The 26254-nt window shown below is 56.0% G+C and carries 24 protein-coding genes; 9 read left to right on the top strand and 15 right to left on the bottom strand.

The window, feature by feature from the left end; translation table 11 throughout:
• Window positions 1-479, bottom strand: a 479-nt coding sequence (locus EBS11_RS24700) for a rhomboid family intramembrane serine protease (RefSeq protein ID WP_290607466.1), incomplete at its 3' end; no start/stop codon positions are given.
• A gap of 609 nt (window positions 480-1088) precedes the next feature.
• On the opposite strand from EBS11_RS24700, the gene EBS11_RS24695 reads away from it, so the two are divergent.
• Window positions 1089-1733: an alpha/beta hydrolase gene (locus tag EBS11_RS24695; RefSeq protein ID WP_290607464.1), complete on the top strand. Its 645-nt coding sequence runs from the start codon at window positions 1089-1091 to the stop codon at window positions 1731-1733.
• A 64-nt stretch (window positions 1734-1797) separates the two neighbouring features.
• Here the strand turns inward: EBS11_RS24695 and EBS11_RS24690 are convergent, their stop codons facing one another.
• The 6 genes from EBS11_RS24690 to EBS11_RS24665 all read right to left on the bottom strand — a co-directional run bounded on the left by EBS11_RS24690 (window position 1798) and on the right by EBS11_RS24665 (window position 5340).
• Complete coding sequence (locus EBS11_RS24690; protein ID WP_290607462.1) at window positions 1798-2127, bottom strand: hypothetical protein; 330 nt, start codon at window positions 2125-2127, stop codon at window positions 1798-1800.
• Between the two features lie 134 nt (window positions 2128-2261).
• Window positions 2262-2534, bottom strand: coding sequence for a hypothetical protein (locus tag EBS11_RS24685; RefSeq protein ID WP_290607460.1), 273 nt, complete (start codon window positions 2532-2534; stop codon window positions 2262-2264).
• 193 nt (window positions 2535-2727) lie between these two features.
• Window positions 2728-3264 (bottom strand): peptide deformylase, encoded by a 537-nt coding sequence (gene def, locus EBS11_RS24680; RefSeq protein WP_290607458.1) that lies wholly within the window; start codon window positions 3262-3264, stop codon window positions 2728-2730.
• The gene (locus EBS11_RS24675; RefSeq protein ID WP_290607456.1) at window positions 3257-3667 is read right to left on the bottom strand and encodes a hypothetical protein; all 411 of its coding nucleotides are present in this window, start codon (window positions 3665-3667) and stop codon (window positions 3257-3259) included. The genes def and EBS11_RS24675 overlap by 8 nt, the downstream gene beginning before the upstream one ends.
• 337 nt (window positions 3668-4004) lie before the next feature.
• Window positions 4005-5012, bottom strand: coding sequence for a recombinase RecA (gene recA, locus EBS11_RS24670; RefSeq protein ID WP_290607454.1), 1008 nt, complete (start codon window positions 5010-5012; stop codon window positions 4005-4007).
• A 154-nt stretch (window positions 5013-5166) separates the two neighbouring features.
• Window positions 5167-5340 (bottom strand): hypothetical protein, encoded by a 174-nt coding sequence (locus EBS11_RS24665; protein ID WP_290607452.1) that lies wholly within the window; start codon window positions 5338-5340, stop codon window positions 5167-5169.
• Between the two features lie 494 nt (window positions 5341-5834).
• Between EBS11_RS24665 and EBS11_RS24660 the strand changes: the two genes are divergently transcribed.
• Both EBS11_RS24660 and EBS11_RS24655 read left to right on the top strand, forming a co-directional pair.
• Window positions 5835-6533 (top strand): hypothetical protein, encoded by a 699-nt coding sequence (locus EBS11_RS24660; RefSeq protein ID WP_290607450.1) that lies wholly within the window; start codon window positions 5835-5837, stop codon window positions 6531-6533.
• A complete protein-coding gene (locus EBS11_RS24655) occupies window positions 6530-7237 on the top strand; it encodes an AAA family ATPase (RefSeq protein WP_365956145.1) in 708 nt (235 codons plus the stop codon). Before EBS11_RS24660 ends, EBS11_RS24655 begins: the two co-directional genes overlap by 4 nt.
• Before the next feature lie 709 nt (window positions 7238-7946).
• On the opposite strand, the gene EBS11_RS24650 is transcribed toward EBS11_RS24655, so the two are convergent.
• Window positions 7947-9473, bottom strand: a complete 1527-nt coding sequence (locus EBS11_RS24650; protein WP_290607447.1) for a methyl-accepting chemotaxis protein — start codon at window positions 9471-9473, stop codon at window positions 7947-7949.
• Window positions 9474-9823: 350 nt separating this feature from the next.
• Between EBS11_RS24650 and EBS11_RS24645 the strand changes: the two genes are divergently transcribed.
• From EBS11_RS24645 to serB, 3 genes are all read left to right on the top strand, one after another.
• Window positions 9824-10759 carry a 5'-nucleotidase gene (locus tag EBS11_RS24645; RefSeq protein ID WP_290607446.1) on the top strand — a complete coding sequence of 312 codons (936 nt, stop codon included), beginning with the start codon at window positions 9824-9826 and terminating at the stop codon, window positions 10757-10759.
• Window positions 10760-10928: 169 nt separating this feature from the next.
• Window positions 10929-14372: a transcription-repair coupling factor gene (mfd, locus tag EBS11_RS24640; protein ID WP_290607445.1), complete on the top strand. Its 3444-nt coding sequence runs from the start codon at window positions 10929-10931 to the stop codon at window positions 14370-14372.
• A gap of 55 nt (window positions 14373-14427) precedes the next feature.
• Window positions 14428-15270 (top strand): phosphoserine phosphatase SerB, encoded by an 843-nt coding sequence (serB, locus tag EBS11_RS24635; protein ID WP_290607472.1) that lies wholly within the window; start codon window positions 14428-14430, stop codon window positions 15268-15270.
• Window positions 15271-15318: 48 nt separating this feature from the next.
• Here serB and EBS11_RS24630 read toward each other — a convergent pair whose 3' ends face one another.
• Entirely contained in the window at window positions 15319-17196 is a 1878-nt protein-coding gene (locus EBS11_RS24630) for a serine hydrolase domain-containing protein (RefSeq protein ID WP_290607443.1), read from the bottom strand.
• An 82-nt stretch (window positions 17197-17278) separates the two neighbouring features.
• Here EBS11_RS24630 and EBS11_RS24625 point away from each other — a divergent pair, with 82 nt between their 5' ends.
• On the top strand, window positions 17279-17641 hold the full coding sequence (locus EBS11_RS24625; protein ID WP_290607441.1) for a hypothetical protein: 363 nt from the start codon (window positions 17279-17281) through the stop codon (window positions 17639-17641).
• A gap of 33 nt (window positions 17642-17674) precedes the next feature.
• On the opposite strand, the gene EBS11_RS24620 is transcribed toward EBS11_RS24625, so the two are convergent.
• The 4 genes from EBS11_RS24620 to phaC form a co-directional block, all read right to left on the bottom strand.
• Complete coding sequence (locus EBS11_RS24620) at window positions 17675-18841, bottom strand: cystathionine beta-lyase (RefSeq protein ID WP_290607439.1); 1167 nt, start codon at window positions 18839-18841, stop codon at window positions 17675-17677.
• Window positions 18842-19050: 209 nt separating this feature from the next.
• A complete protein-coding gene (gene rimO / locus EBS11_RS24615) occupies window positions 19051-20406 on the bottom strand; it encodes a 30S ribosomal protein S12 methylthiotransferase RimO (protein ID WP_193317217.1) in 1356 nt (451 codons plus the stop codon).
• A gap of 193 nt (window positions 20407-20599) precedes the next feature.
• The gene (gene phaR, locus EBS11_RS24610; protein ID WP_290607437.1) at window positions 20600-21163 is read right to left on the bottom strand and encodes a polyhydroxyalkanoate synthesis repressor PhaR; all 564 of its coding nucleotides are present in this window, start codon (window positions 21161-21163) and stop codon (window positions 20600-20602) included.
• A 224-nt stretch (window positions 21164-21387) separates the two neighbouring features.
• Complete coding sequence (gene phaC, locus EBS11_RS24605; RefSeq protein ID WP_290607435.1) at window positions 21388-23133, bottom strand: class I poly(R)-hydroxyalkanoic acid synthase; 1746 nt, start codon at window positions 23131-23133, stop codon at window positions 21388-21390.
• A 139-nt stretch (window positions 23134-23272) separates the two neighbouring features.
• Here phaC and EBS11_RS24600 point away from each other — a divergent pair, with 139 nt between their 5' ends.
• Window positions 23273-23506, top strand: coding sequence for a hypothetical protein (locus EBS11_RS24600; RefSeq protein WP_365956136.1), 234 nt, complete (start codon window positions 23273-23275; stop codon window positions 23504-23506).
• A gap of 16 nt (window positions 23507-23522) precedes the next feature.
• Here EBS11_RS24600 and pgeF read toward each other — a convergent pair whose 3' ends face one another.
• Both pgeF and EBS11_RS24590 read right to left on the bottom strand, forming a co-directional pair.
• A complete protein-coding gene (gene pgeF, locus EBS11_RS24595; RefSeq protein ID WP_290607433.1) occupies window positions 23523-24308 on the bottom strand; it encodes a peptidoglycan editing factor PgeF in 786 nt (261 codons plus the stop codon).
• Window positions 24308-25333: an RluA family pseudouridine synthase gene (locus EBS11_RS24590; RefSeq protein ID WP_290607431.1), complete on the bottom strand. Its 1026-nt coding sequence runs from the start codon at window positions 25331-25333 to the stop codon at window positions 24308-24310. The genes pgeF and EBS11_RS24590 overlap by 1 nt, the downstream gene beginning before the upstream one ends.
• An 89-nt stretch (window positions 25334-25422) precedes the next feature.
• Here EBS11_RS24590 and EBS11_RS24585 point away from each other — a divergent pair, with 89 nt between their 5' ends.
• Window positions 25423-26226 (top strand): outer membrane protein assembly factor BamD, encoded by an 804-nt coding sequence (locus EBS11_RS24585; RefSeq protein ID WP_290607429.1) that lies wholly within the window; start codon window positions 25423-25425, stop codon window positions 26224-26226.
• Window positions 26227-26254: the final 28 nt, after the last annotated feature.

The raw sequence follows: 26254 nt of genomic DNA, 5'->3' as shown, positions 1-26254 counted from the left end.
GGGGTGATCAGGCTAAGGATCATCCCGCAGCCTCCACCAATCACCTGCATGGGTGATGGACGGTTGTCCCAGTCCCCAAGGGATCGGCGTTCAAGGACATACACCTTGATGACGCAAAAGATGCATGCAACAACAAGGGCGTAGCCTACGCCTGAAGCTCCACCAGTTCTCATGTTGTCGTCAAATCCAATAGTAAAGTAGCCTATCACTACCTCTTGGGCAATGATGATGATGAGCATCTTGAACCTACCAAGCAGCATTTCTACTGCGATGCCGGCGAACAGTACACCGAACATATTCGGCCAGAGATGCATAGCATCCTTGTGTGCGAACATCGAGGTTGCGAAATTTACAACTTGAACATCGTACGTCTTGAGAGTCAAAGATTCCCAAGTGTTCATCGTGTAGAAAAGCACGATGTTGAGGAGGACAAGAGTAATGGTGATGAAGGGCACATGCTTGAAAAGAAACTTGAACATTACATTCTCCTTGGTTAGTGGATATCCCCAGGGTGGGGGTGGGCTCGACATTTGGTCTAAACACACATAAATATCCATTAGATACCCCAAAATTTTTTCTACTATATTTCACCTATTAGACTTTTATATATGTCTATATGAGTTCGGATGTTTTTTCGCAAAACGTTCACCCAAATTTATTTTTTCCCCTATTTTTCTCCCTATAGGGTATATAAATGTGTATAAGGTAATTGGCCGCTTGACACCAAAAGACACTGTTTGCTACAAAACACCAACAAACATGCCTAGAAACTTGATTCACTCTGAGAACTGACATACAATAGCCCGCACAACACAGCTGGAAAGATACATAAGTTCACATAAAGAAACTTAAAACATTCCAGTAAAGAGAAAAAGTCTCTAAGAGACTAGAACAAAACACCTACACTCAATGCCTACAATCATTCAAGAATAAAACCAGGGTGATAAAAGTCTATGAAGAAACACTCCGTAAGGAGTTATGGCCTACCTATTTTTTCAAAAATGATTCTTCAATAACACTTAAAAAGTGTTGGCATGAGTCTTGAATACAACAAAACATAACTATAATCAAACAAAAAAGGAACAAACATGGCAAAAGCAAAAAACGTTGTGATTTTATGTTCAGATATATGGCGTTCAAACCATTTCTCAACATATTTCACTCCTAAATTCGAGCAGAACAACTTTGAGGTGAGACCGATGTCATATTCGATCTCCAACAGGAACTTAAGTGTGGACAAAATAGCAGATACGAACCTTGGATGGGCAAAACATATCCGTGATAGATCAAAAACTGTGACTTTTGTTGGTCATGGTATGGGTGGACGTATCGGTATGGCAATGTTGGCAAAAGATCCTGTCATTTTCGACGCTTTCGTTAGCATAGCTACATCCTATAAGCAAAGCTCTGTGATCGACTCTGTGAGCCAAATAGAGCTGTTTCGTGACATTCTGGAGGCATCGTACCCACTAGCGAAAGAGCTCAGAAAAGACGCAACAGTTCCACAAGAATTGAAAATACCAGCACTGTCTATCGCAGCACAGTTCGACGCATTCTTCGGTAGAGACGCAACAAGCCCAATCATAGAAACACATACAACAATTCCTTTCACGACACACACATCTGTAGTCAAAAAGGAAAGAACATTTCTTGAGATACTGGGATGGATGAACTATACATTCATCAACAAACAATTCGGTGGAAAAGATATTGACGATGTTCTCTACAACTGAATTCACACCAGAAATACGAAAGCCCCTCAACTAGGAGGGGCTTTTTGTATTCTAAGATTCTTTTCTAGGAACTATAACGTTCTTTTGTGACATCTACAATCACATCTTCAACAGATGTACCACTCATAGTGGCAACCTCGTGGATCATCTTCCATTGTTGTTCAGAAAAGATCACAGGAAGTCTGTGTCCACTAGGAGTGGAAACCCAGATGAAATACACCATAGGATCATGGGAGACTTCATCGTAAGTTCCGAATTGGTCATCGAGCATTTTAAAAATATTGTGCGCCGAAGGATCGGTAGGAACATTCTCATGAAGAGAAGTTCTACCGAGAAAACCAAAACTAGGTGGTTGAAAATTAAAAAAAAATGAAATGAAATCTAGAAAAGACATATAAATCACCTCAATAAGTAAAAGACATCAAAACTTCTTGATACACTTCGAACAAAGGTGGATAAGACCTCTAGCGCCGCCATGAAAGCGACGCCATTGGCTTATAGTAGCGTTATCACCACAGAAGCAGTTCATCAAGCTTCAGGGTTCTTTTTAGGTCTACCAGGAGACTTCTTGGCAACCTTCTTTACCGCTAGATCCTTTGTAGGGTAGAAATCATCTGACTTATCCTTTGCCTTTGGAGCTGGTTTTGCGGCCGGCTTCATCTTAGGCACAGGCTTTACTTCGACATTATCTTTGTACACGGCCGGATCCTTTGGGGCCGGTTTTGTCTCAACTGGTTTTTCAGCTGGAATCTGTGAGTTCATTCTGAAAAGGTTTTTGACATATGAAACTATTTTACTCATTTATCTCACTTCATCTTCTTTGGTTTACTCTTCTTCATACCGCTTTTCATACCAGCGGCCTTAGTTGAAGCAGATTTCATAGTTGACTTAATTTTCTTCATCATTGTATTGCTCCTATTTCTTTTTCTTTGTTTTTCTTTTTGGAGACATAGTCACCGTTTTGGGCGGTGAAGTTTTAATAACCTTTTTCATACTAGTCATTTTTAGGCTTAGGTGGTTTTGATTTACCGGTTACCTTACGAGACTGAGCTAAAGACATTCTTTTCTCCTCAAAGTATTGTTTTTGTTCTTCATTTAGAAGATCTATAACTAGTTTACCATTCAAGTGGTCTATTTCATGTTGGAATATGCGCCCAAGCAGACCGCTAGCCTCAATTTCGACAGTATTACCATCTGGATTGAGGGCTTCAACTAATATAGTATTGGGTCTTTCAATAGGAAAGTAAAAATTAGGTATAGATAAACATCCCTCCTGATAGAAGAACATGTCATCTGATGATTCCTTGATAACTGGGTTAATTAAAAATTTATGACGGCGGTTTTCCAAATAACCAAAAATAGGCATACCGATACCGATTTGATTCGCAGCAAGTGCATAACCATTACAAAAAGGCAACTTTGTTGATATGCTCCAAATAGCATCAAGAACATCTTGATTTATTTCATCTAGATGATCTATTTTTTCTCGAAGTATCGGATTTGGATATCGAACTATTTTAACTTTAGCCATAATTTTCTTTAAAGAATCCAATCATATCACTACAAATCCCAACAGATTGCGAAATATCGTCATCAAATAACTCAGGGAGTACTGCGATACTACCATTAATCGGTTGTTTACCGGGATAGGCCCAAATATATCCCTTCGTAGTTAAAGTTATATCATCTCTTTGATGCCAAAAACAATTTATCATTTGATATCTCTTAAGAATAACTAATGCTTCGTAGTTTCTGCAGTGTATCCAGAGGTTTTTAGATCTATGCAATAGCCAATCTATTGGAATTCTATACTGCGGCTCATAGTGCCCAAGATAAAACTTATCATCGATAAACCTTATATCTACTTCTGCATCAAAACCTTCTTCTAAAGCGAGATCTATATATTTTGGCGAATTCTCCTCCGAAGGATTCATTCCACTTATATTACCCCTATGTGCTATAAGTATCATAATATTTTACATCCTTAAATTGATATCGTTATTCATAAGATTCAATTTCGTACCATGGTCGATAATTATAGGGATTAAAAAGCGCTAATTGATTTTGATCTTTTTGTTTTGTATTTGAAATATTTTTATTTACATCCCAACCACATATTGGACATTTTTCAAACATCTTATTTATACCCAATCTTCCCAAGTTTCCCCACATTCTAAACAAGTTGCTTCTATCTCTGGACCATCTGGGTTATTATCTTCATATATCCAAATTATATCTAATTTTAGAGAAAAGCAGTCGGGGCAGGCTTCGTTATAGTCGTTGGCTCTTATTTCTCGCATCATAAATCTCTTGAGTAATTTTATCTAATAAATCTAAATCACTAGCTAATGCAGCGATTGTTGATGGGCGACCTTGCTCCTTTAATTCATCACCATAAGAATACCAAGCACCGCTTTTATTTAAAACACCGGTTTCTACAGCTATGTCCACAACACAACCGATTTTATCTATACCATGACCATATATGATATCGAATTCACATTTCTTTAATGCTGGTGCCATCTTATTTTTAGGTATTTTCACAACTGCTCTGATCCCTAGGACTTCACCTGTTTTATTATCTTTGATATCTTCTTTTCTTCTCATATCAATTCTAACTGAGGAGTAGAACCTCAAAGCTCTTCCTCCGGGAGTTGTCTCTGGATTCCCAAACATAATGCCGATTTTTTCACGAAGTTGATTAGTGAAAATAACTAGTGTTTTAGTTTCGTTTGCGGCTGCAACAATCCTAGAAATACCTCTGGACATCATACGAGGTAGTAGGCCCATATGATTGTCCTCCATTGTGCCCTCAAGCTCCGCCTTAGGCGTTAATGCTGCTACAGAGTCTACTACTATTACGCCGAACTCCGAAGTCCTTATAAGCGTTGTGAGGACATCTAGAGCCTGCTCACCATAGTCTGGTTGAGAGAATACTAGATCGTCCATGTTAACACCAAGCTGCGTCGCATAGGTTGGGTCTATAGAGTGTTCGGCATCAATGAATGCGCATAACTTGCCCATCTTTTGGGCTTCAGCTACTACGGATAAACATAATGTCGATTTACCGGATGACTCTGGACCAAATATTTCGACAATTCTACCTTCCGGTAATCCACCAATGCCCAAAATTATATCTAATGGCATTGATCCAGTTGGAATGTAAGGCCAAGGTTTGATATTCTTAGTTCCGATTTGCATTACAGTTCCATCGCCAAACTGTTTATCTAGCTGTGCTATTGCTAGCTGTACTGCTTTAGGTAAACTATTTTCTTCCATTATCCTTATTCTTTTTAAGTATTTCTTTTCCTAGCCAAGTCCAACCTATTTTTTCTTTTACCCAAAGATAAGCTGTTGGCTCATTTCTATCGTTATAGAGATGAAGTTTATATTTTTTGTATAATCTTCTAGGAAAGATTTTTTTAAATCTCAATTATATTTTACCTTGTTTTGCTGATACTTCTCTAATTTTCTCGTTAGTTCTACTTAGAACGAATTCAAGTTCTGCTCGATACTCTTTATCTTCCTCTCCGAGTATCTCCCTTCTGAGTCTATCACGGAATTTGTATAAATCTTTTAAACTGGGTTGATTTTTATTCTTATTCATGTGCTACACTATAGACAGATTGAGTATGTTGATTCAAATTAAAGGAGAGTTTTTTGGATATTTCTCTTGAAAGAGCTCTATTTTTACTAGAGAATCAAATAGAAGATCCATCATATCTATTTACACTTTGGAGATTTAGCGGAAGGTGCACATCAAAAATGCCTTATCCAGAAATCTGCACACCATGGTATAATGGAATAGAAGGATATATTTTGAATTGATAACAAGTCCCCTTATCGGGGGCTTTTTATTTGCAAAGCTATTTAAAATAGCGTAGTATTAACTTACAACTTTAGATGCCGTAAAAGCGGGATTAGCGCCAGAACGATAGGAGCTGGTAGGGATTAAATCCCTGGATGAAGCTGAGGTGACGCTCAGACGAAGGCGCTCGCATAATGTAGACCCTAAAGATATATTATTTTTGATAAGCCTATACAGCTTGTCTACCTCAGTTATTGTCCAATTTATTCTATGGAGATATTATTAATTACTAAATGACTAATTATCTTTCTAGAAAGCGGGTTCATGGTTTGCGAGTTTATGAAATATACATTCCAGAACTAAATCGCTACGTAAAATTTAAAGTACTTCCCCCAGAAGAGATCAAGAAAATAATGGATGACATATCTGATTATGATCCTTCTGACCATATGCGTACTGTTGTAGAAAATTTTGTATACAACATGAAACACGATGTTATCGATGCATTAAAGTTGCTATCCGATGAAGCAGGAGAACTAGCTATAGAAGCGCTCTTTAATGGATGCGTAATGTTAAACCCTGGCTTAGATATAGACTCATGGGTAAGAATTGCTTATTCAGGAACAAAAATATTATCTGACACTTCTTCTAAAGAACTAGAACATGTTCAGGATAAGAAACCGCAAGAAAAAAAACAGCAAGTACAAAAAAATACTAAACCTACTAAAGCAAAAATAAATAATCTTTCTAAGCACTTAAAAAATAAGATTATAGGACAAGATGAAGCTATTGATTCTGTATGCGGAGTCTTAAAAAGGTCAGTTTCCGGTATGGGAGATGAAACTAGACCACTTGGAGTTCTACTTTTTGCCGGTAGTTCTGGTACAGGTAAGACACATCTTGCTAGAGAACTTCATAATTATGTATTTGGCGGTAAGCATGAGCTTATCAGGGTGAATTCCAACAAAAACATGAAAACCAAAAACTCATAGGTGCACCACCAGGTTATATAGGCCATGAAGACGGCGGGATGTTGACAGGTAGGGTTAAAGATAATCCTAATACTGTTATTCTTTTGGACGAGGTCGAGAAGGCGCATCCAGATTTATGGAATACATTCCTCAGAATATTTGATGAAGGTATGGTTACTGACAATAAAGGTAAACAAGTTTCTTTTCGCGATGCAATAATTATAATGACCACAAATTTAGGTAATGATAAGATTGTAGAAATGCTGACTGGCAAAGGAACTGGCTTTGCTGCAAAAATTGAAACCCAATTATCAACAAAAGAATCCCCCGATAGAAATATGGTTGAAAAACTCGCTAAAGAAAGCATTAAAAAAATGTTTAGACCCGAGTTTTTAAATAGGATTGATAAGACAATAGTCTTTAATCATTTAACAGATGATGACTATTTAAAAATTGCGCAACTTGAAATTGATGTCGTTGATACTAAATTAATGAAAAAAGGTTTTATACTTAATTACGAAGAAGCGGTACTAAAAGGGTTAGTAGAAAAAGGTGTCGATACAATTTATGGCGCTAGAGGTATAGCTAGAATCCGTAGGGATGAAATAGAAGATCTTATAGCAGAAAAAATTATGTCAACACAAATATCACGAGGTTCAATATTTGAATTGAATTATTTTAATAATCTTTTTACTGTTGAGGTTATTAAGATACCTAAAAAATAGGTGGCTTTAAATTGGGTGTACTACTTGAAGGTTTGGGAAAAGTCGCTGGAAGACTTGGCGAAAGAGGCAGTGTAGTTAGCAGAGCTGCTGAGATGAGTAAAGGGTATCTTTCTCGTTTCGGTCGTGGGGCCGAGGAAGTGGCAGTTTCCGCAGAGCGCGATTTTTACCTATGGATGAAATCTGGGGGTAGGGGCTCTAGAGAACTACAGGTAGGCGAAGTTGCTAGATTCCCTGGTGTACTTCGCGAAGAAGCACGCGCCGCTGAAGGTGTAAGGCCAACCTTATTTAATCAAGAAAAGGCAAAAATTAATACACCAAAAAGAGAAGTTCAGCCAACTAAACGCACTAACGGACCAAAAACAAGAAACAAAAAATCTTCCTCAAAAACAACAAACAAAAAATCTTCCTCCGGAAGCGCAAAGAATCCCAGACAAACCAAAACAAAACCGGTAGTAAAAGCACCAGCAAATAATAAGCCAGTCTCAGCTCCACAGGCTACTACCGCACCACATAATCCGTCACCTGCTGCTCAGCCAAAAGCAAGCAAAGGTATGCCAGTTAATAGAACAAGAAAAAACAAGACTACTGGTGCTGCTGCTGCTGCTGCTACTCATGCTCCTCCGGCAGCGCACACCCCGGTGGTCCCAGTAGCCTCTGCTGCTCCAGGTAAATCGCCACAAGCATTAGCGCAAAATGGAAAAAAAATAGCTCAACATGTTAGAGATAATAAATTAAGGTATGCACTTGGTGGTGGAGCTTTAGCCTGGTCCATCTGGCCGATGGCCTGGTTGATCTGGTCGATGCCCGAGCTTTGCTCCTGCGTGGCCAGGCTGATTTCCGCCATGATGTCCGTCACGCGCTGCACGCTGGCGACGATGTCGGCCATCGTGCTGCCCGCCTCGGCCACCAGCTTGCTGCCCGCGTCGACGGCCAGCACGGAATCGCCGATCAGGGTCTTGATTTCTTTCGCGGCACCAGCGGAACGCTGCGCCAGGTTGCGCACTTCCGTCGCCACGACGGCGAAGCCGCGGCCCTGCTCCCCCGCGCGCGCCGCTTCCACGGCCGCATTCAATGCCAGGATATTGGTCTGGAAGGCGATGCCGTCGATGACGGAAATGATGTCGACGATCTTGCGCGAGGAATCGTTGATGGCGTCCATGGTCTGCACCACCTTGTCCACCACGGCGCCGCCCTTCACGGCCACGCCCGAGGCGCTGAGTGCCAGCTGGTTCGCCTGCTGGGCGTTGTCGGCATTCTGCCGCACGGTCGACGTCAGCTCTTCCATCGACGATGCCGTCTCTTCCAGCGAGCTGGCCTGCTCTTCCGTGCGCGAGGACAGGTCCAGGTTGCCGCTGGCGATCTGCGACGACGCCGTGGCGATCGTCTCCGTGCCGCCGCGCACCTGGCCGACGATGTTCACCAGGCTGGAATTCATGTCTTTCAGCGCCTGCAGCAGCTGGCCCGTTTCTTCCGTCGTGTGCACCTCGATCCGGCTGGTCAGGTCGCCCGAGGCCACCGTCTGCGCCACTTTCACGGCCGAATTGATCGGCTGCGTGATGGCCCGCGTGATGTAGGCGGCGCAGGCGATGCCCAGGGCGGACGCCAGCAGCGCCAGGATCAGCATCAGGCTTTCCGAGCGCACCACGGCCGCGCCCCCCTCCTTCACGCTGGCCTCGGCCACGCCGTTATTGAGCTGGATGATCTCGTTGAGCGTGGCTTCGGCCTTGCCGAACAACGCGCGCGACTCCTGGTACTGCTTGTAGAAGGCGACGAACAGCTCCTTCTGCCGCTGCTCATCGCGGTTGTCGGCCAGCTGGCGCAGGATGGCGCGCACCTTGTCATCGTCGGCCTTCCACGCCGTCCACTCTTCCAGGAAGCGCTTCCACAGCACGGCTTCCTCGGGGGTTTGCGGCAGCGGCTCGTACAGCTTGCGGCCCGCCTCGATATTGCTCCAGGCCTTGGTGCGCAGCTGCAGCGCCTCGGCGAACTTGTCCTGCGCCTGGTAATTGTTTTCATAGATGGCCGCCGTCAGGGTGGCGGCGGCGACGGCCGTCTGGCCTTCGTTGATCATCAGCAAACCCTGGATGGACGGCAGGCGCACGACGCCGATTTCATTGACGGCCGCGCCCACGGTGGCGATGCCCGTGTAGCCACAGATGCCGACCACCAGCAGGGCCGCCATCATCACGGCGACAAGCGTCGCCAGCTTCCATTTGATCAGTAAATTCTTAAACATGGCTAGGTCCCTTATAAAGTACGACGACTGCTGGCGAGGTTGAGGCTGGCATGTTCGAGTAAAACGGCAAGCACTTGCATAAAGGCGGCGGGGCTGGGGCGTACGCTTCGTTACAATTGGCGAGATTTCATAGTCAGCAGCATAGAGGAAAAAGATCTTTCTGACTGATACATACTTGATACAAAACAAGATTTATTTCTTTCCCCGCGCACCCGTTGTAAAACGGCCTGCGGCCAAGGCCCCTCGTCCCCGCCTTGCACCCGTTTGGTGCAAAGATTTGCCCGGCGGCCCTATTGGCTATGCAGTTAATAGTCGTATAAGATGGTCAACAAGCAAACAACAGGCACACCATGGCTTATCCTATCGAACACAAACTGGTGATCGGCGTCGCGTCCAGCGCGCTGTTCGACCTGTCCGAATCGCACCAGGTCTACCTCGACAGCGGCCCCGAGGAATACCGCAAGTACCAGGAAGCCCACATCGATACGGTGCTGCCGCGCGGCGTGGCCTTCCCCTTCATCCGCCGTTTCCTCGCCATCAACAAGCACTATCCGCGCCAGTCGCCCGTGGAAGTGGTGCTGTTTTCGCGCAATTCACCGGAAACGGGCTTGCGCGTCATGCACTCGATCGCCCACTACGGCCTGGATATCTCCCGCGCCGCCTTCATGACGGGCAAGCCTCCCTATCCCTACCTGCCCGCCTTCAACGCGTCGCTGTTTCTCAGCGCGAACGAGGACGACGTGCGCAGCGCCCTCGCCTGCGACTATCCGGCCGGCCTCGTGCTGCCGTCGCGCACGGAAGACGATGAAAGCGACGAAGAGTTGCGCGTGGCCTTCGACTTCGACGGCGTGATCGCCGACGACGAGGCGGAAACCGTCTTCAAGCGCAACAACGACGTCGATGAATTCCACGCCCATGAAACCCTGAACGTGGGCACGCCCCACCGCCCCGGACCGCTGGCCGGCCTGTTCCAGAAGCTGGCCGCCATGCAGCGCCTGGAGGAAAAGGCCCAGCGGCGCGACCCCGGCTACCGGAAAATCCTGCGCATCGCCATCATCACGGCGCGCAACGCCCCCTCGCACGAGCGCGTCGTGACGACCCTGAAAAGCTGGGGCGTGGCGGCCGACGAGACGTTTTTCCTCGGCGGCATGGACAAGTCGCGCGTGCTGGCCGTGTTCAAGCCGCATATCTTCTTCGATGACCAGCTGAGCCACCTGAAATCGGCGGGCGGCACCATCCCCATGGTGCATGTGCCGTTCGGTATCGCCAATGTGCGCGCAGGATAAGACCGGCTGCGCGGCGCGCCCGCCAGCCGGCGCCGCCCGCGACGGTTTTCTCAAGCGCGGAGATAAGGGCGATGGTCTATAATCGTGCCTGTCAGCGCCGTCACTGGCGGCGCGGCGCGCACCACTGCTGTTCCACTCAACTGCCTCTGCCACTAGTGTCATCGCCTGCATGTCCTTAGACTTAACAAAAGCCCTCCCCAAGCCCGGCAACCGCTATGCGCTGCCCGCCCTGTATGGTTCATCCGACGCCTACGCCCTGGCGCTGGCCGCGCTGGCACTGAAAGCGCGGGGCCAGATGCTGGCCGTGGTGGTGGCGCAGGCCAGCGACGGCCAGCGCCTGCTCGATGAAATCCCCTGGTTTGGCGGCAAGGAACTGCGCTGCCATCTGCTGCCGGACTGGGAAACCCTGCCCTACGACGCCTTTTCGCCGCACCAGGACCTCGTCTCCGAGCGCCTGGCCACCCTGCACGAAATCCAGACGCGCCAGTGCGACGTGCTGATCGTGCCGGCCACCACGGCGCTGGTGCGCCTGGCGCCGCCGTCCTTCCTGGCCGCCTACACCTTCTTCTTCAAGAAGGGCGAAAAGCTCGACGAAGCGCGCTTGAAGTCGCAACTGACCCTGGCCGGCTACAGCCACGTCTCCCAAGTGATGTCGCCCGGCGAATACTCGGTGCGCGGCGGCCTGCTCGACCTGTTCCCCATGGGCTCGGCCCTGCCCTACCGCCTGGACCTGTTCGGCGACACCATCGAGACCATCCGCACGTTCGACGCCGACACCCAGCGCTCGCTGTACCCCGTGCACGAAGTGCGGCTGCTGCCGGGACGTGAATTCCCCATGGATGAAGCGGCGCGCACCACCTTCCGCAACCGCTGGCGCGAACAGTTCGAGGGCGACCCGTCGCGCTCCGTGGTCTACAAGGACATCAGCAGCGGCATCGCCTCGGCCGGCATCGAATACTACCTGCCCCTGTTCTTCGAACAGACGGCCACCCTGTTCGATTACCTGCCGCCCGACGCCTCGCTGGCCCTGGTGGGCGAGATCGACGCCGCCATCGGACGCTTCTGGACGGACACCCAGTCGCGCTACCGCTTCCTGAAGGCCGACCGCGAGCGGCCGATCCTGCCGCCCGAAGCGCTGTTCCTGTCGGACGAACAGTTTTTCGGCCTGGCCAAGCCCTACCCGCGCCTGGCGATCGCCAAGTCGAACGACGCGCTGGCGTCCGAACTGTCCGCGCCCCTGCCGAACATCGCCGTCAACCGCCGCGCCGACGATCCGCTGGCCAATTTGCGCAGCTACCTGCTGCAGCCGGGCCGCCGCGTGATGATCTGCGCCGAAACGAACGGCCGCCGCGAAACCCTGCAGCAGTACTTCACCGAATACGACCTGCAGCTGGCGCCCGTGGAAGGCTGCGACGGCTTCTTGCAATCAGGCGCCAAGCTGACGCTGGGCGTGGCGCCCCTGCACGCGGGCTTCGAGCTGTTCACGCCGGACGGCAATTTATCCTTCATCACCGAGACGGAACTGTATGCCGGTTCCGGCCGCAGGGTCGGCACCAGGAAACAGGAAGGCGTAACGCAGGTCGAATCGATGGTGCGCGACCTGTCCGAGCTGAAGATCGGCGACCCCGTCGTGCACATCAACCACGGCATCGGGCGCTACATGGGCCTGACCAGCATGGACCTGGGCGAAGGCGAGACGGAATTCCTGCACCTGGAATACGCGAAGGACACGAAACTGTACGTGCCCGTGTCGCAGCTGCACGTCATTTCCCGCTATTCGGGCGCCTCGCCGGAAGACGCGCCGCTGCACTCGCTCGGCTCGGGCCAGTGGGAAAAGGCGAAAAAACGCGCCGCCGAACAGGTGCGCGACACGGCCGCCGAGCTGCTCAACCTGTACGCCCGCCGCGCCCTGCGCCAGGGCCACTCCTTCGAATTCTCGGCACACGACTACCAGCGCTTTGCCGACAGCTTCGGCTTCGACGAAACGCCGGACCAGGCCGAGGCCATCCACAACGTCATCAAGGACATGACCTCGGGCAAACCGATGGACCGCCTCGTGTGCGGCGACGTCGGCTTCGGCAAGACGGAAGTGGCCTTGCGCGCCGCCTTCATCGCCGTCATGGGCGGCAAGCAGGTGGCCATCCTCGCGCCCACCACCCTGCTGGCGGAACAGCATGCGCAAACCTTCGCCGACCGTTTCGCCGACTGGCCCGTGCGCATCGCGGAGCTGTCGCGCTTCCGCAGCGGCAAGGAGATCACGCAGGCGTTCAAGGGCATGGCCGACGGCACCATCGACATCGTCATCGGCACGCACAAACTGCTGTCGGACGACGTGAAGTTTACCCGTCTGGGCCTGGTCATCATTGACGAAGAACACAGGTTCGGCGTGCGCCAGAAGGAAGCCTTGAAAGCCCTGCGCGCGGAAGTGGACGTGCTGACCCTGACGGCCACGCCGATCCCGCGCACCCTGGGCATGGCGCTGGAAGGCCTGCGCGACTTTTCCATCATCGCCACGGCGCCGCAAAAGCGCCTGGCCATCAAGACGTTCGTGCGCAGCGAAGGCGAAGCCATCATCCGCGAAGCCTGCTTGCGCGAGCTCAAACGGGGCGGCCAGATCTACTTCCTGCACAACGAGGTGGAAACCATCCAGAACCGCCTGGCCATGCTGACGGAACTGCTGCCCGAGGCGCGCATCGCCGTGGCGCACGGCCAGATGCACGAGCGCGACCTGGAAAAGGTCATGCGCGACTTCGTCGCCCAGCGCTTCAACATCCTGCTGTGCACGACCATCATCGAGACGGGCATCGACGTGCCGACGGCGAACACCATCATCATGCACCGCGCCGACAAGTTCGGCCTGGCGCAGCTGCACCAGCTGCGCGGCCGCGTGGGCCGCTCGCATCACCAGGCTTACGCCTACCTGCTGGTGCACGACGTGCAGGGCCTGTCCAAGCTGGCGCAGCGCCGCCTGGACGCCATCCAGCAGATGGAAGAACTGGGCAGCGGCTTTTACCTGGCCATGCACGACCTGGAAATCCGCGGCGCCGGCGAGGTGCTGGGCGAGAGCCAGTCGGGCGAGATGACGGAAATCGGCTTCCAGCTGTATTCGGACATGCTCAACGAAGCCGTGCGCTCGCTGAAGGCGGGCAAGGAGCCGGACCTGGCCGCGCCGCTGGCCTCGACGACGGAGATCAACCTGCACGTGCCGGCCCTGCTGCCGGCCGATTTCTGCGGCGACGTGCACGAGCGCCTGTCGATCTACAAGCGCCTGGCCAACTGCGCCACGCAGGAAAAGATCGACGACATCCAGGAAGAGCTGATCGACCGCTTCGGCAAGCTGCCCGACGCCGTCAAGGCGCTGGTCGAGACGCACCGCCTGCGCATCGCCGCCAAGACCGTGGGCATCGTCAAGATCGACGTGCACGGCGAGGCGGCCACCCTGCAATTCATGGCCAAGCCGCCCATCGACCCGATGCGCATCATCGGCCTGATCCAGAAAAACCGCCACATCAAGCTTTACGGCCAGGACAAGCTGAAAATCACGGCCGCCATGCCGGACCTGGCCGCGCGCGTGACGCAGATCAAGACCACCATCAAGCAATTGACGGTGTAGACCATTTCGATAATCCATGCAGGACTGACCCATGACCAATACCACTTCCATCACCATGAATCTGATCCTGCAGGGCCTGGACGGCGACATGGCCAGGCTCGAACGCATCGCCGCGCTGGCCGCACCCACGTCCATCACGCGCCTGGGGCCGAATGCCGTGCGCTGCGAGAAGATCGCCTACTCGCCCGCGCTGCGCCCCACCATCGAGGTGGCGGCCCACGCGGCGCAGCTGGACGCCACCTACATGATGGGCCAGCGCGAGCTCAGTGAATTCAAGCTCGTGGCGATGGACATGGATTCGACCCTGATCACCATCGAGTGCATCGATGAAATCGCCGACATGCAGGGCCTGAAACCGCAGGTGGCGGCCATCACGGAAGCGGCCATGCGCGGCGAACTCGATTTCAGCGCCAGCCTGAAGCAGCGCGTGGCCCTGCTCGAAGGCCTCGACGCGTCGGCCCTGCAGCGCGTCTACGATGAACGGTTGAAACTGTCGCCGGGCGCGGAAGCCATGCTGGCGGCCGTGCAGCAGGCCGGCCTGAAGACGCTGCTGGTGTCGGGCGGCTTCACCTTCTTCACCGAGCGCCTGAAGGAGCGCCTGGGCCTCGATTTCACGCACGCGAACGAGCTGGAAATCGTCGACGGCAAGCTGACGGGCAAAGTGCTGGGCGGCATCGTCGACGCGGAAGAAAAGCAGCGCACGGTGGAACGCGTGTGCGCGGAGATGGGCATTTCGCCGTCCGAAGCCATCGTCATGGGCGACGGCGCCAACGACCTGAAAATGATGGGCATCGCCGGCCTGTCCGTGGCCTTCCGCGCCAAGCCCGTCGTGCGTTCGCAGGCGGACGTGGCGCTGAATTTCGTGGGTCTGGACGGCATCCTGAATATCCTGAACTGATGCATGCCGGGGCATGGCCATCGGGCCATTGCCCCCCTTCCCTCCTCCCTACATCTGCCACAGCCGCAGCGGCAGCAGTCCCCACCAGGCCAGCACGAGCAGCAGCTGCAGCGCCGCCAGCAAGGCCACCCAATCCCATTTCGCCAGCGAGCCGTCCTCGGCCAGCGTGCCGCGGCTGCGCCAGCAGCGCGCCAGGCCGAAGGCCATGGCCAGCGGCAGCGCGCCCGTCGCCAGCGCCAGCAGCACGCTGGCGATGGTGACGTCGCCCAGGCGCAGATACGACTGGAAGAAAAAGAATGGCAGGGGCAGCGCCAGCGCCAGCAGCGACAGCAGGGGCGCGAACAGGTGCTCGCCCCGCCCCAGGCGGCGGCGCGCGGCCCGGTACACGCCCACCAGCAGCACGTACAGCAAGCCCGCCGCGCCCAGCGCCAGGCTGCCCCACAGGACCAGCATGCGCAGCATCGACACCCGCTCATAGCTGCGCAAGCCGTCGCTGAGGATGTGGCGCCCGTCTTCCTGCATCAGCACGTGCGACGGGGCGCTGCGGTCGCTGGCGCGGAACAAGAAGCCGCCCGCCGGCTCCAGCTCCGTCGGTTCGCCCTGGAAGGGGATCAGGAACAGCGATTCGCCATCCCATTTGAGGCGCGTAAAGCCGAAGACGGCATCGACCCAGGCCATGCTGGCCATGGGGCTGGGCGACGGCACGTACACGCCCTGCCAGTTTTCCACCGTGGGCGCGGGCGTGCCGCGCGGCGCCGGGGCGCGCAGCGGCAGTTCCAGGTCGCGCAGCAGCAGGCGGTTGAAGCGTTCATAGTCGGCCGCTTCCGCATCCGTGTTGAAGGCCACGAAAAAGGCGCTGTCCTGCTCCGGATAGATGCACAGCATGGCGCGGAAGCCCACCGTGGTGCCCGGATGGCAGGCGCCGACCACGTTGTGGCGGTCGCGGGCGGCCAGCGCCAGGCCGTGGCCGGCCGCCAGGCCCGCCTGCGCCGCATCCGTGCCGGACGGTTCGGACAAGGCGCCCATCAGGGCCAGGTCGATAAACTGCGTGCCATCCAGCTTGCCGTCGCCCATGAGAAATTGCGCCAGCTTGCCCATGTCGGCCGCCGTGGTGGTGAACTGGCTGGCCGGCCGCAGGTACTGCGGCACGGCCGCCTGCGCCACGCCATGCTCGAAGTGGCCCATGGCCAGGCGCGGGTCGCCCGGCACGCGCGTGCCCGCTTGCGTGACAAAGCCGAAGGTGCTGTCCGCCATGCCCAGGGGCTGCAGCAGCTGCGCGTCCAGGTAGCGCTCGTACGGCTGGCCCGTGACCCGCTCGATCACCATGCCCAACAAGCCATAGCCCATGTTGGAGTACGCGTAGCGGCTGCCGGGACGGGCGCGCACACGCAGCAGGCCGCCGCCGTCAAAGGCCTCGGCCAGCGGCGTCTCCGGCGCAGGCTTCAGGCTGAATGCCTGCCAGAAACGCACGTTGTCGAGGCCCGAGGTATGCGCCAGCAGGTGGCGGATGCGCACGGGATCGCTGGCCTGCCACGGATTTTTCAGGGCCAGCTCGGGCAGCACCTGCAGCAAGGGCGTGTCGAGCGTGAGCCGGTCTTCGCTGACCAGACGCAGCACGCCCAGCGCCAGCGCCACCTTGGCCACGGAACCGACCTGCACGCGCGTGTCCGCCTGCATGGGCAATTGCTTGCCAGCATCACGCAAGCCGGCGGCGCCCGTGCGCACGGTGCCATCTGGCAAGACTTCGCTCCAGACGGCGCCCGCCAGTCCCTCATCCTTCAAGCCGGCAGCCATATCGGCCGCCAGGGTGCCGCCGGCGGCGTGGGCCGCCTGCGTGGCGGCGCACAGCAGCAGGGCCGGCACGGCGCGCCGCAGCCAGCGGCCGGCGCGCGCGGCCAGCGTGGGATATCGATCTGCTGTTAACAATGTATTCTGCCTTTTCCATGGACTGCGCCCCTGCGCCGCTTTGCTTGTTACAATTAAAAATTGAGCAACGACGGGAGCTTTCATGTCACAAGATATTATGTTGGATACGCAACTCCAGCAGACCAAGAACCTGGCCTGGTGGTTGTACCTGATACATGGCGCCAGCTTCGTGTTCTCGCTGGGCGCCTTTTCCTTCATCCCGCTCATCATCAATTACGTGAAGCGGGGCGAGGCGGCCGGGACCTTCGTGTACAGCCATCATGGCTGGATGATCCGTTCCTTCTGGTGGTATGTGGCCTGGGTCGTCGTCGGCGCCGTGCTGTGGATCACCCTCATCGGCATTCCGCTGGCCTTCCTCGTCTGGGGCGTGGCCTGGCTGTGGAAAGCCTATCGCCTGCTGCGCGGCTTCATCGACCTGAACAACAACAGTCCCGTGCCCCTGTAAACGGTGCTGCGCGGCAAGCCAACGGCTTGCCGCCTACAGCGCCGCGAACGCCCGCTCGATATCGGCGATCAAGTCCTGCGGATCTTCCAGCCCCACGTTCAGGCGCACCAGCTGGCCCGGCAGCTGCCAGCCCTTGCGCATGGCGGCGATGCGGTACGGCATCACAAGGCTGTTCGCGCCGCCCCAGCTGTAGCCTATCTTGAACAACTGCAAGGCATCGACGAAGCGGTCCGTCTGCGCCTCCGTGTAGCGGGCATCGAACAGCACGGAGAACAGGCCGCCTGCGCCCGTGAAGTCGCGCCGCCAGGTGGCGTGACCGGGGCAGTCGGCGAAGGCCGGATGCAGCACCGTGGCGATCTCGCTGCGGCCCTTGAGCCAGGCGGCCACCGTGCGCGCGCCCGCATCGTGGGCGTCGAAGCGCAGCTTCATGGTGGGCAGGCCGCGCAGCACCAGGTAGGCGTCGTCCGCCCCCACGCCCATACCCAGACGCATGTGCGCCTGCGCCAGGCGCTCGTGCAAGGCGCGCTCGCGCGTGATCAGGGCGCCCATCAGCACGTCCGAGCCGCCCGACTGGTATTTCGTCAGCGCCTGCATGATGATGTCCACGCCCAGGTCGAAGCCGCGCAGGGCCAGGCCCGCCGACCAGGTGTTGTCCAGGGCCACCAGCACGCCGCGCGCATGGGCGGCCGCGCAGATGGCGGGCAAGTCCGGCACTTCCATGGTCACGGAACCGGGCGCTTCCGTCCAGATGAGCTTGGTATTTGGCTGGATCAGGGCCGCGATGCCGGCGCCGATGAGCGGGTCGTAATAGCGGGCCGTGATGCCGAAATCCTGCGCCAGCCAGCGTCCCAGCTCGCGGTTCGGGTTGTAGATATTTTCCGGCAATAACACATCGTCGCCCGTCTTCAGCAGGGCAAAGTCCGCCATGGCGATGGCCGCCAGGCCCGACGGCGCCAGCAGGCAGTATTTCCCCCCTTCGATCTCGGCCAGGCGCGCTTCCAGGGAGAAGGTGGTAGGCGTGCCGTGCAAGCCGTAGGTATAGGCGTTCTTGTCTTTCCAGTCGCCCGAACGCATGGCCGCCACGTCCTTGAACAGCACGGTCGAAGCGTGGTGGATGGCATTCGGAAACGCGGCAAAACCTTGCGGCGCCTGGTAATCGCTGTGGATCAGCGCGGTTTGCGGGGATTTGGGTGTGGTCATGGCGTCGTCGGCAAATAAAAAAGGCGGGCCAGTCTGTGCTGGTCCGCCTTGATTGTAAGGGCTTTACGTCCCGTACGCCGTACGTATGACAGAGTGTTACACCTTGTCAAATATCATCTTCGCCGCGTAAAAACGTTCAGGCCAAGGCGCGCTGCCGCAGGCAGTACCTTGCGGTACGACAAGGCAGCGCAGCGCCGGCATGGACGTTCTTACTCGGCGGCGCCCCACAGGTCGTGCGCGTCGGCCGAGGTGATGGTCACGTCGACGAACTGGCCCACGGCCAGCTTGCGGTGCGGTTCAAACGGCGGCTTGACGTAGACGACGCCGTCGATTTCCGGCGCGTCGGCGGACGAGCGGCCCACGCCGCCGGAGCGGGTGACTTCATCGATGAGCACGCGCACGGTCTTGCCCACCTTGGCTTGCAGGCGCTTGCGGGAAATTTCTTCCTGCAGCAGCATGACGCGGCCGCGGCGCTCTTCGCGCACTTCTTCCGGCACGGGGTTGGCGATCTCGTTGGCCGTCGCGCCTTCCACCGGGGAATACGCGAAGCAGCCCAGGCGGTCGATCTGCGCTTCCTTGAGGAAGTCCAGCAGGTACTCGAATTCCGCTTCCGTCTCGCCCGGGAAACCGGCGATGAAGGTCGAGCGGATCGTCAGGTCCGGGTTGATGGCGCGCCAGGCCTGGATGCGGTCCAGGTTTTTCTCGCCGCTGGCCGGGCGCTTCATGCGCTTCAGCACGTCCGGATGCGCGTGCTGCATCGGAATGTCGAGGTAAGGCAGGATGTGGCCGCCGCTCATCATCGGAATGATCTGGTCCACGTGCGGGTACGGGTACACATAGTGCAGGCGCACCCAGGCGCCGTAGGACTTGGCCAGCTCGCCCAGCGCTTCCGTCAGCTGCGTCATATGGGTCTTCACGGGACGGCCATTCCAGAAGCCGGAACGGAATTTCACGTCCACGCCGTAGGCCGAGGTATCTTGCGAAATGACGAGCAATTCCTTGACGCCGGACTTGAACAGGTTTTCCGCTTCCATCATCAGCTCGCCGATCGGGCGCGACACGAGGTCGCCGCGCATGGACGGGATGATGCAGAAACTGCAACGGTGGTTGCAGCCTTCGGAAATTTTCAGGTAGGCATAGTGCTTCGGCGTCAGCTTGACGCCTTGCGGCGGCAGCAGGTCGAGGAAGGGCGCATGCGGCTTGGGCAGGTGCAAATGGACGGAATCCATCACTTCGGCCAGCGCGTGCGGCCCCGTGACGGACAGCACTTTCGGGTGCACCTTCATGATGATGTCGTCGCCGGCAGCATCTTTCTTGGCGCCCAGGCAACCGGTGACGATGACCTTGCCGTTTTCGGCCAGCGCTTCGCCGATGGCGTCGAGCGACTCTTGCACGGCAGCATCGATAAAGCCGCAGGTATTGACGATCACCAGATCGGCGCCAGCGTAGGATTTCGCCGTTTCGTAACCTTCGGCGCGCAGCTGGGTGAGGATTTGTTCGGAATCGACCAGCGCTTTCGGGCAGCCGAGCGAGACAAAGCCCACTTTCGGCGCCGCACCTGGCATGGCCTGCATGGCCTCTGGCTTGGCGGAAGGAACGGGAATACGGTGAATTTCAGACATAGTTGGCAGCTAGGAAAATGGTGAGGCGAATCGGCTATTGTACCCCGAGCCGCCCCTTGCTGGCAGAACTATGCTGATTTGATGACGCCAATACAACTCACGGGCGATCAAATCGCCCCGTGAGCCGTGGCAGCGGCTACTTCTTGTCGCTTGGCGGAACGGGCGGCACGAACGGGAAGGTGCCGAACAGGTTCTTGCTCTGGTTCTGCATCTGCTCCTGCATCTGCACGAACAGGCTCTTGCTCTGGTCGATGTAATTGTTCATCATGCCCTGCATCATCGGACCCTGGACATTCATGAACTGGGTCCACATTTCCGGGCTGAATGGCTTGCCTTCGAAGCTGCCGGCCGACGTGCCCGTAAACTTGTGCTGGATATCGGTGAACGCCTGCACGTTCTTTTCCAGGTAGGAACCCATCATGCCCTGCATGGCGTGGCCATAGTAGCGGATGATCTGCGACAGCACGCTGCTCGAGAACATGGGCGCGCCGTTCGCTTCCTCTTCCAGGATGATCTGCAGCAAGATGCTGCGCGTCAAATCTTCGCTGGATTTGGCATCGACGACCGTGAACACCTCATTATCCAACACCAGCTGCTTGACGTCCGTCAAGGTGATGTAGGAACTGGTTTGCGTGTCATACAGACGGCGGTTGGGATATTTTTTAATCAGGCGGTCTATATTTTTTTTTGCACTACTCATCACAAGTTCCACTTATTGCGCCGCAGCGCATACTGAGTTAATCCGAAAAAAAAGCGAACGTGGGTCCGCTTTCGCACCTGCCTACTTTTTGCATTATAGAGTGGAAAACGGCTCCATTGCACATCAGGGTAGTCGATTCCCACATTTATTGCAACGCAACTAAAAGTAGATTCCTGACAAGACCGGTGATTACCCCGGTCCTGCCCGGCGGATCGCTTTGCGGCCTAGTCTGCCCTGACTTTAACATACCGGCCCGGCGCCGCCTCGATGGGCGCATGGCGTTTGTTGCCCGGCTTGCCTGGCGCCTTCACGTCGGCGCCGCCGTGTTCGGCCAGGAAGGCCGCCCATTCCGGCCACCAGCTGCCCACGTGCTCCGTCGCGCCTTCCATCCATTGCTCGGCCGTCAAGGGCTTGGCCTTCGCCGCGCGGGCGCCTTTGCCTGCGTCGTTGCTCCAGTAGCTGCGCTTTTTCTTCGACGCGGGATTGATCACGCCGGCGATATGGCCCGAGGCACCGAGGATGAAGCGGTTGGCCTTCGGTTTTTTCGGGTTCAGCACGGCCATGCTGGCGTAGGCCGCGCCCCAGGGCACGATATGGTCTTCGCGCGAACCGTAGATGAAGGCGGGCGCGTCGATGCTGCCCAGGTCCACCCGCTCGCCGGCCACCGTCAGCTTGCCCGGCACCTTCAGGCTGTTTTCCAGGTAGGTGTTGCGCAGATACCAGCAGAACATGGGACCGGGCAAGCCCGTGCCGTCGCCATTCCAGTACAGCAAGTCAAACGCGGGCGGCTCCTTGCCCTTCAAATAGTTCGACTGCACGTAGTTCCACACGAGGTCATTCGGCCGCAAGCTGGAAAACGTGCTGCCCAGGTCGCGGCCCGACATCAGGCCGCCCTTGGCCAGCGTCTGCTCGCGCAGCGCCACCTGCGGCTCGTCGATGAAGACGTCGAGCGCGCCCGTGTCGCAGAAATCGAGGAAGGTGGTCAACAGGGTCAGGCTGGCGGCGGGATTCTCGCCGCGCGCCTTGAGCACGGCCAGGGCCGTCGAGACGATGGTGCCGCCCACGCAAAAGCCGAACAGATTGAGCTTGTCCTGGCCGGAAATGTCCTGCGTGACACGGATGGCTTCGATCACGCCTTGCTCCACATAATCGTCCCACGTCAGGTGCTGCATGCTCATGTCCGGATTGCGCCAGGACATGAGGAACACCGTGTTGCCCTGCTCCACGGCATAGCGCACGAGCGAGTTTTCCGGCTGCAAGTCAAGGATATAGAATTTATTGATGCACGGCGGCACCATCAGCAGGGGCCGCTGGTGTACCGTGGGGGTGCTTGGCGTGTACTGGATCAGCTGGAACAGGTCGTTCTCGAACACCACCGTGCCCGGCGTGGTGGCCACGTTGCGGCCCACTTCGAAGGCCGATTCGTCGGACTGCGAGATGCGGCCCTTGCCCATGTCGGCCAGCATGTTGCTCAAGCCCTTGGCCAGGCTCTCGCCCTTGGTCTCGATCAGGGTCTGCTGCGCGTCCGGGTTGGTGGCGAGGAAGTTGGCGGGCGACATGGCGTCGACGATTTGCTGCACGGCAAAGGCAATCTTCTGTTTCTGGTGCGGCGTCGCTTCCACGGCATCGGCCATGGCGGTGAGAAATTCGGCGTTCAGCAGGTAGGCGGCCGCATTGAAGGCCGACAGGGGGCTGGCATGCCAGGCGGGCGCGGCGAAGCGGCGGTCCTTCAGCTCCGGCGTCTTGCCGGCCATGAAGTCCGTCCACAAGCCCGTCAGCTTGGCCACATAGGCATTTTTCAGTTGCTCGATCACGTCCGGCTTGATGCTGGCACCCGCATCCTGCAAAATGCCGGCAATCGGATTGGCTGCCGGCTGCGGTACCATGTTGAACCACGTTTTCCACTGCTCAGGATTGCTGATCTGCGCCATCCATTCCTTGGTCATCGTCTGAGGATCGGGCATATTCATAAATATATAAGTCCATTCAAGATTGAGGGACGCCGAACAAAACCTGCTGCGCCACGGTTTTGTCAGGCGTCGCAAACGTAGTCAAAAATAAATATTTCTGGATCACCTGCATGCAAACTCTTACTCACTGCCACCACTCATGATGCTCATGACCGCTGTTGCCTGGATCTACGTCGTCGGCCTCATGGCGCTGACGGAAGCGTCCATCGTCGCCGGGGTGATGACCTTCGTGCTGTACTGCGTCATCCCCCTGTCCATCCTATTCTATCTGACGGGCTCGCGGCGACGCAAACGCAAGGCCGCGCGTATCGCCGACATGCAGGCGCGCGCCCTCGCCTCAGCAGACGATAAAACAAAAACGGCAGACACATAAGTGCCTGCCGTGCAGTTTATTTGCGCCAGATCAAGCTGGCCTGTCTTCCCGTGACGCCATCGCGGCGGTACGAGTAAAACTGTGCCGCATCGCTGACGGTGCAGTACTCGCCGCCGGCCACCTGCGCCACGCCATCGCGCAGCAGCATGGTGCGCGCCAGCGCATAGATGTCGGCCAGGTACTTGCCCGGCTTGCCATCGATGGCGGTGAACGCAGCGGAGAGCACTTGCCGTTCGGCAGCGTCGCGCGCGCCGTCGCGGAAGGCTTGCAGCACGTCCTGCCCCACTTCGAACTGCTGCGGACCGATCGCCGGCCCCAGCCAGGCGAGGATCTCGCCCGCGCCCTGCGCCCGCATGCTGTCCACCGTGCGCTGCAAGACGCCGTTGGCCAGGCCGCGCCAGCCCGCATGGGCCGCGCCGACAACGAGGCCATCCGTCGAGCAAAACAATACCGGCAGGCAATCGGCCGTCATCACCACGCACACGGCGCCCGCCTGCGTGGCGATGCTGGCATCGGCATCGGGCACACGGCCATCCAGGCTGGCCGCGTCCGCCACGGCCACGCCGTGCACCTGCGACAGCCAGGCCGGCTCTGCCGGCAGGACGGCGGCCAGCCGCATGCGGTTGGCGGCCACGCGCGCAGGATCGTCGCCCACGTGCGTGCCCAGGTTCAAACCTCCCCCGCCCTGCCCGTCACCATACACATCCTGGCTGACGCCGCCCGCACGCACGGTCGCCAGCGCGCCCACATTGGCCGGCAAGCCGGGCCAGTGCGGCTTGATATAAGGCAAGGCTGCCGTCATCAGACCTGTTCCGGCTCGGGTATGCCCGCCGTGGCGATGAGCTCGGCGAAGTCATCGGCCAGCGGCACGATCCACTCGCACGCTTCCAGGGTGCCCGGATGCACGAGACCCAGGCGGCGCGCCTGCAGCGCCTGGCGCGAGAAGACGGACACCAGGTGCTGCTTGCCATACACATGGTCACCGACGAGCGCAAAGCCCAGGTGCTGCATGTGGACGCGGATCTGGTGCGTGCGGCCTGTTTCCAGGCGGCATTGCATCAGGCTCACGGGACGGCGGTCGAGTTCGCCGCTGCCGATCAGCTCATAGTGCGTGATGGCCGGCTTGGCCGTGAAGTTTTCCGAGACGGCCATCTTGACCCGGTCGCGCGGGTGGCGCGCGATGGATGCGTCGATGGTGCCCGCCTGTTTCGGCGTGCCCCACACGAGGGCGAAATATTCGCGCTTGACGGTGCGCGCCTGCAGTTGGCGCACCAGGTCCGTCTGCGAGGCGAGGGTCTTGCCGACCACCATCAGGCCGCTCGTATCCTTGTCCAGGCGGTGCACGATGCCGGCGCGCGGCACGCCGGCCAGCTGCGGGCAGTGGTGCAGCAGGCCGTTGAGCAGGGTGCCCGACCAGTTGCCGGGGCCCGGATGCACGACCAGTCCGGCCGGTTTGTTGATCACGATGATATGCTCATCTTCGTGCACGATGTTCAATTCCATCGCTTCCGGCTTAAAAGCCTCGTCTTCCGGCGCGCTTTGCGGCAGAATGACGATCTTCTCATCGCCATAGGCGGTCATATTGCGTTTGGCAACTTTTCCGTCCACGGTCACGAAACCGGCTTCCAGCCACAATTGCAAGCGGCTGCGCGAGTATTGCGGCACCAGCTTGGAGATGACTTTATCGAGGCGGTGGCCGCAGGCGTCCGGCGTCAGTTCCAGTGTAATCGGGGCCATTTCCTCGAAGACGTCGTCGGCGGCAAAATCGCCGTCAAACGCGGCTTCGGCGTCATGGTCAGAAAGGGAGTCAAACGCGGGGTCAGCCAAATTAGGCTTCGGAGTTAATATCACAGCATTCCCATCGGCTATAATCAGCCTATTGTAAAATCTTGGTTAAAACCTTCTTGCAAAACGTCATGCAAAAAAAATTATCGTTGGTAGTCGCTTCAGTCGTTCTGCTCGGCATGTCCGCTTGCAGCTTGTTGCCTGAAAAAGTGGATGAGACCAAAAACTGGTCCGTTACGAAATTATACTCGGAGGCGCGTGATGAAATGGCCGGGCAGCACTATGAAGCTGCAATCGGCCTGTTCCAGAAGCTGGAGGCTAACTATCCTTTCGGCAACTATGCTCTGCAAGCGCAGATGGAGATCGCTTACGCGTATTATAAGTCGGGAGACCAGGCTCAGGCACTGGCCGCCGTCGAACGCTTCATCAAGTTGCATCCGAACCACGCCAATGTGGATTATATGTACTACCTGCGGGGCCTGATCAGCTTTAACGACCAGATCAGCTTCCTGAACTTCCTGTACGAGCAAGATCCTACCGAACGCGACCCGAAAGCCACGCGCGAAGCGTTTGCCGCCTTCAAGCAGCTGGTCGATAAGTTCCCGAACAGCAAGTATGCGCCCGATTCGCTGGCGCGCATGAACTACCTGGTCGATGCCATGGCGAAGTACGAAGTGCACGTGGCGCGCTATTACTACCGCCGCGGCGCCTACCTGGCCGCCGCCAACCGCGCGCAAACGACGGTGAGCGACTTTTCCGCCTCGCCCGCCATCGAGGAAGCGCTGTTCATCATGTACCGCTCGTACGACAAGCTGGGCCTGACGGACCTGCGCGACGATACCTTGCGCGTGCTGACCAAGAACTACCCGAACACGGCCTTCCTCAGCCCGGAAGGGGTGAACAAGGAACGCAAGTGGTGGAAATTCTGGCAGTAAGATAAGAAAAAACCGGGCTAGCCCGGTT

The sequence above is a fragment of the Janthinobacterium sp. genome (assembly GCF_009923995.1).
Classification (GTDB): domain Bacteria; phylum Pseudomonadota; class Gammaproteobacteria; order Burkholderiales; family Burkholderiaceae_D; genus Janthinobacterium.
This window is presented reverse-complemented; position numbering and strand designations above follow the sequence as displayed.

Bases quoted from the DNA above. Each gene is read 5' to 3' on its own strand.
- EBS11_RS24695 (WP_290607464.1), top strand. From the start codon at position 1,089: ATGGCAAAAGCAAAAAACGTTGTGATTTTATGTTCAGATATATGGCGT.
- EBS11_RS24690 (WP_290607462.1), bottom strand. From the start codon at position 2,127: ATGTCTTTTCTAGATTTCATTTCATTTTTTTTTAATTTTCAACCACCT.
- EBS11_RS24685 (WP_290607460.1), bottom strand. From the start codon at position 2,534: ATGAGTAAAATAGTTTCATATGTCAAAAACCTTTTCAGAATGAACTCA.
- def (WP_290607458.1), bottom strand. From the start codon at position 3,264: ATGGCTAAAGTTAAAATAGTTCGATATCCAAATCCGATACTTCGAGAA.
- EBS11_RS24675 (WP_290607456.1), bottom strand. From the start codon at position 3,667: ATGAATCCTTCGGAGGAGAATTCGCCAAAATATATAGATCTCGCTTTA.
- recA (WP_290607454.1), bottom strand. From the start codon at position 5,012: ATGGAAGAAAATAGTTTACCTAAAGCAGTACAGCTAGCAATAGCACAG.
- EBS11_RS24665 (WP_290607452.1), bottom strand. From the start codon at position 5,340: ATGAATAAGAATAAAAATCAACCCAGTTTAAAAGATTTATACAAATTC.
- EBS11_RS24660 (WP_290607450.1), top strand. From the start codon at position 5,835: ATGACTAATTATCTTTCTAGAAAGCGGGTTCATGGTTTGCGAGTTTAT.
- EBS11_RS24650 (WP_290607447.1), bottom strand. From the start codon at position 9,473: ATGTTTAAGAATTTACTGATCAAATGGAAGCTGGCGACGCTTGTCGCC.
- EBS11_RS24645 (WP_290607446.1), top strand. From the start codon at position 9,824: ATGGCTTATCCTATCGAACACAAACTGGTGATCGGCGTCGCGTCCAGC.
- mfd (WP_290607445.1), top strand. From the start codon at position 10,929: ATGTCCTTAGACTTAACAAAAGCCCTCCCCAAGCCCGGCAACCGCTAT.
- serB (WP_290607472.1), top strand. From the start codon at position 14,428: ATGAATCTGATCCTGCAGGGCCTGGACGGCGACATGGCCAGGCTCGAA.
- EBS11_RS24625 (WP_290607441.1), top strand. From the start codon at position 17,279: ATGTCACAAGATATTATGTTGGATACGCAACTCCAGCAGACCAAGAAC.
- EBS11_RS24620 (WP_290607439.1), bottom strand. From the start codon at position 18,841: ATGACCACACCCAAATCCCCGCAAACCGCGCTGATCCACAGCGATTAC.
- rimO (WP_193317217.1), bottom strand. From the start codon at position 20,406: ATGCCAGGTGCGGCGCCGAAAGTGGGCTTTGTCTCGCTCGGCTGCCCG.
- phaR (WP_290607437.1), bottom strand. From the start codon at position 21,163: ATGAGTAGTGCAAAAAAAAATATAGACCGCCTGATTAAAAAATATCCC.
- phaC (WP_290607435.1), bottom strand. From the start codon at position 23,133: ATGAATATGCCCGATCCTCAGACGATGACCAAGGAATGGATGGCGCAG.
- EBS11_RS24600 (WP_365956136.1), top strand. From the start codon at position 23,273: ATGATGCTCATGACCGCTGTTGCCTGGATCTACGTCGTCGGCCTCATG.
- pgeF (WP_290607433.1), bottom strand. From the start codon at position 24,308: ATGACGGCAGCCTTGCCTTATATCAAGCCGCACTGGCCCGGCTTGCCG.
- EBS11_RS24585 (WP_290607429.1), top strand. From the start codon at position 25,423: ATGCAAAAAAAATTATCGTTGGTAGTCGCTTCAGTCGTTCTGCTCGGC.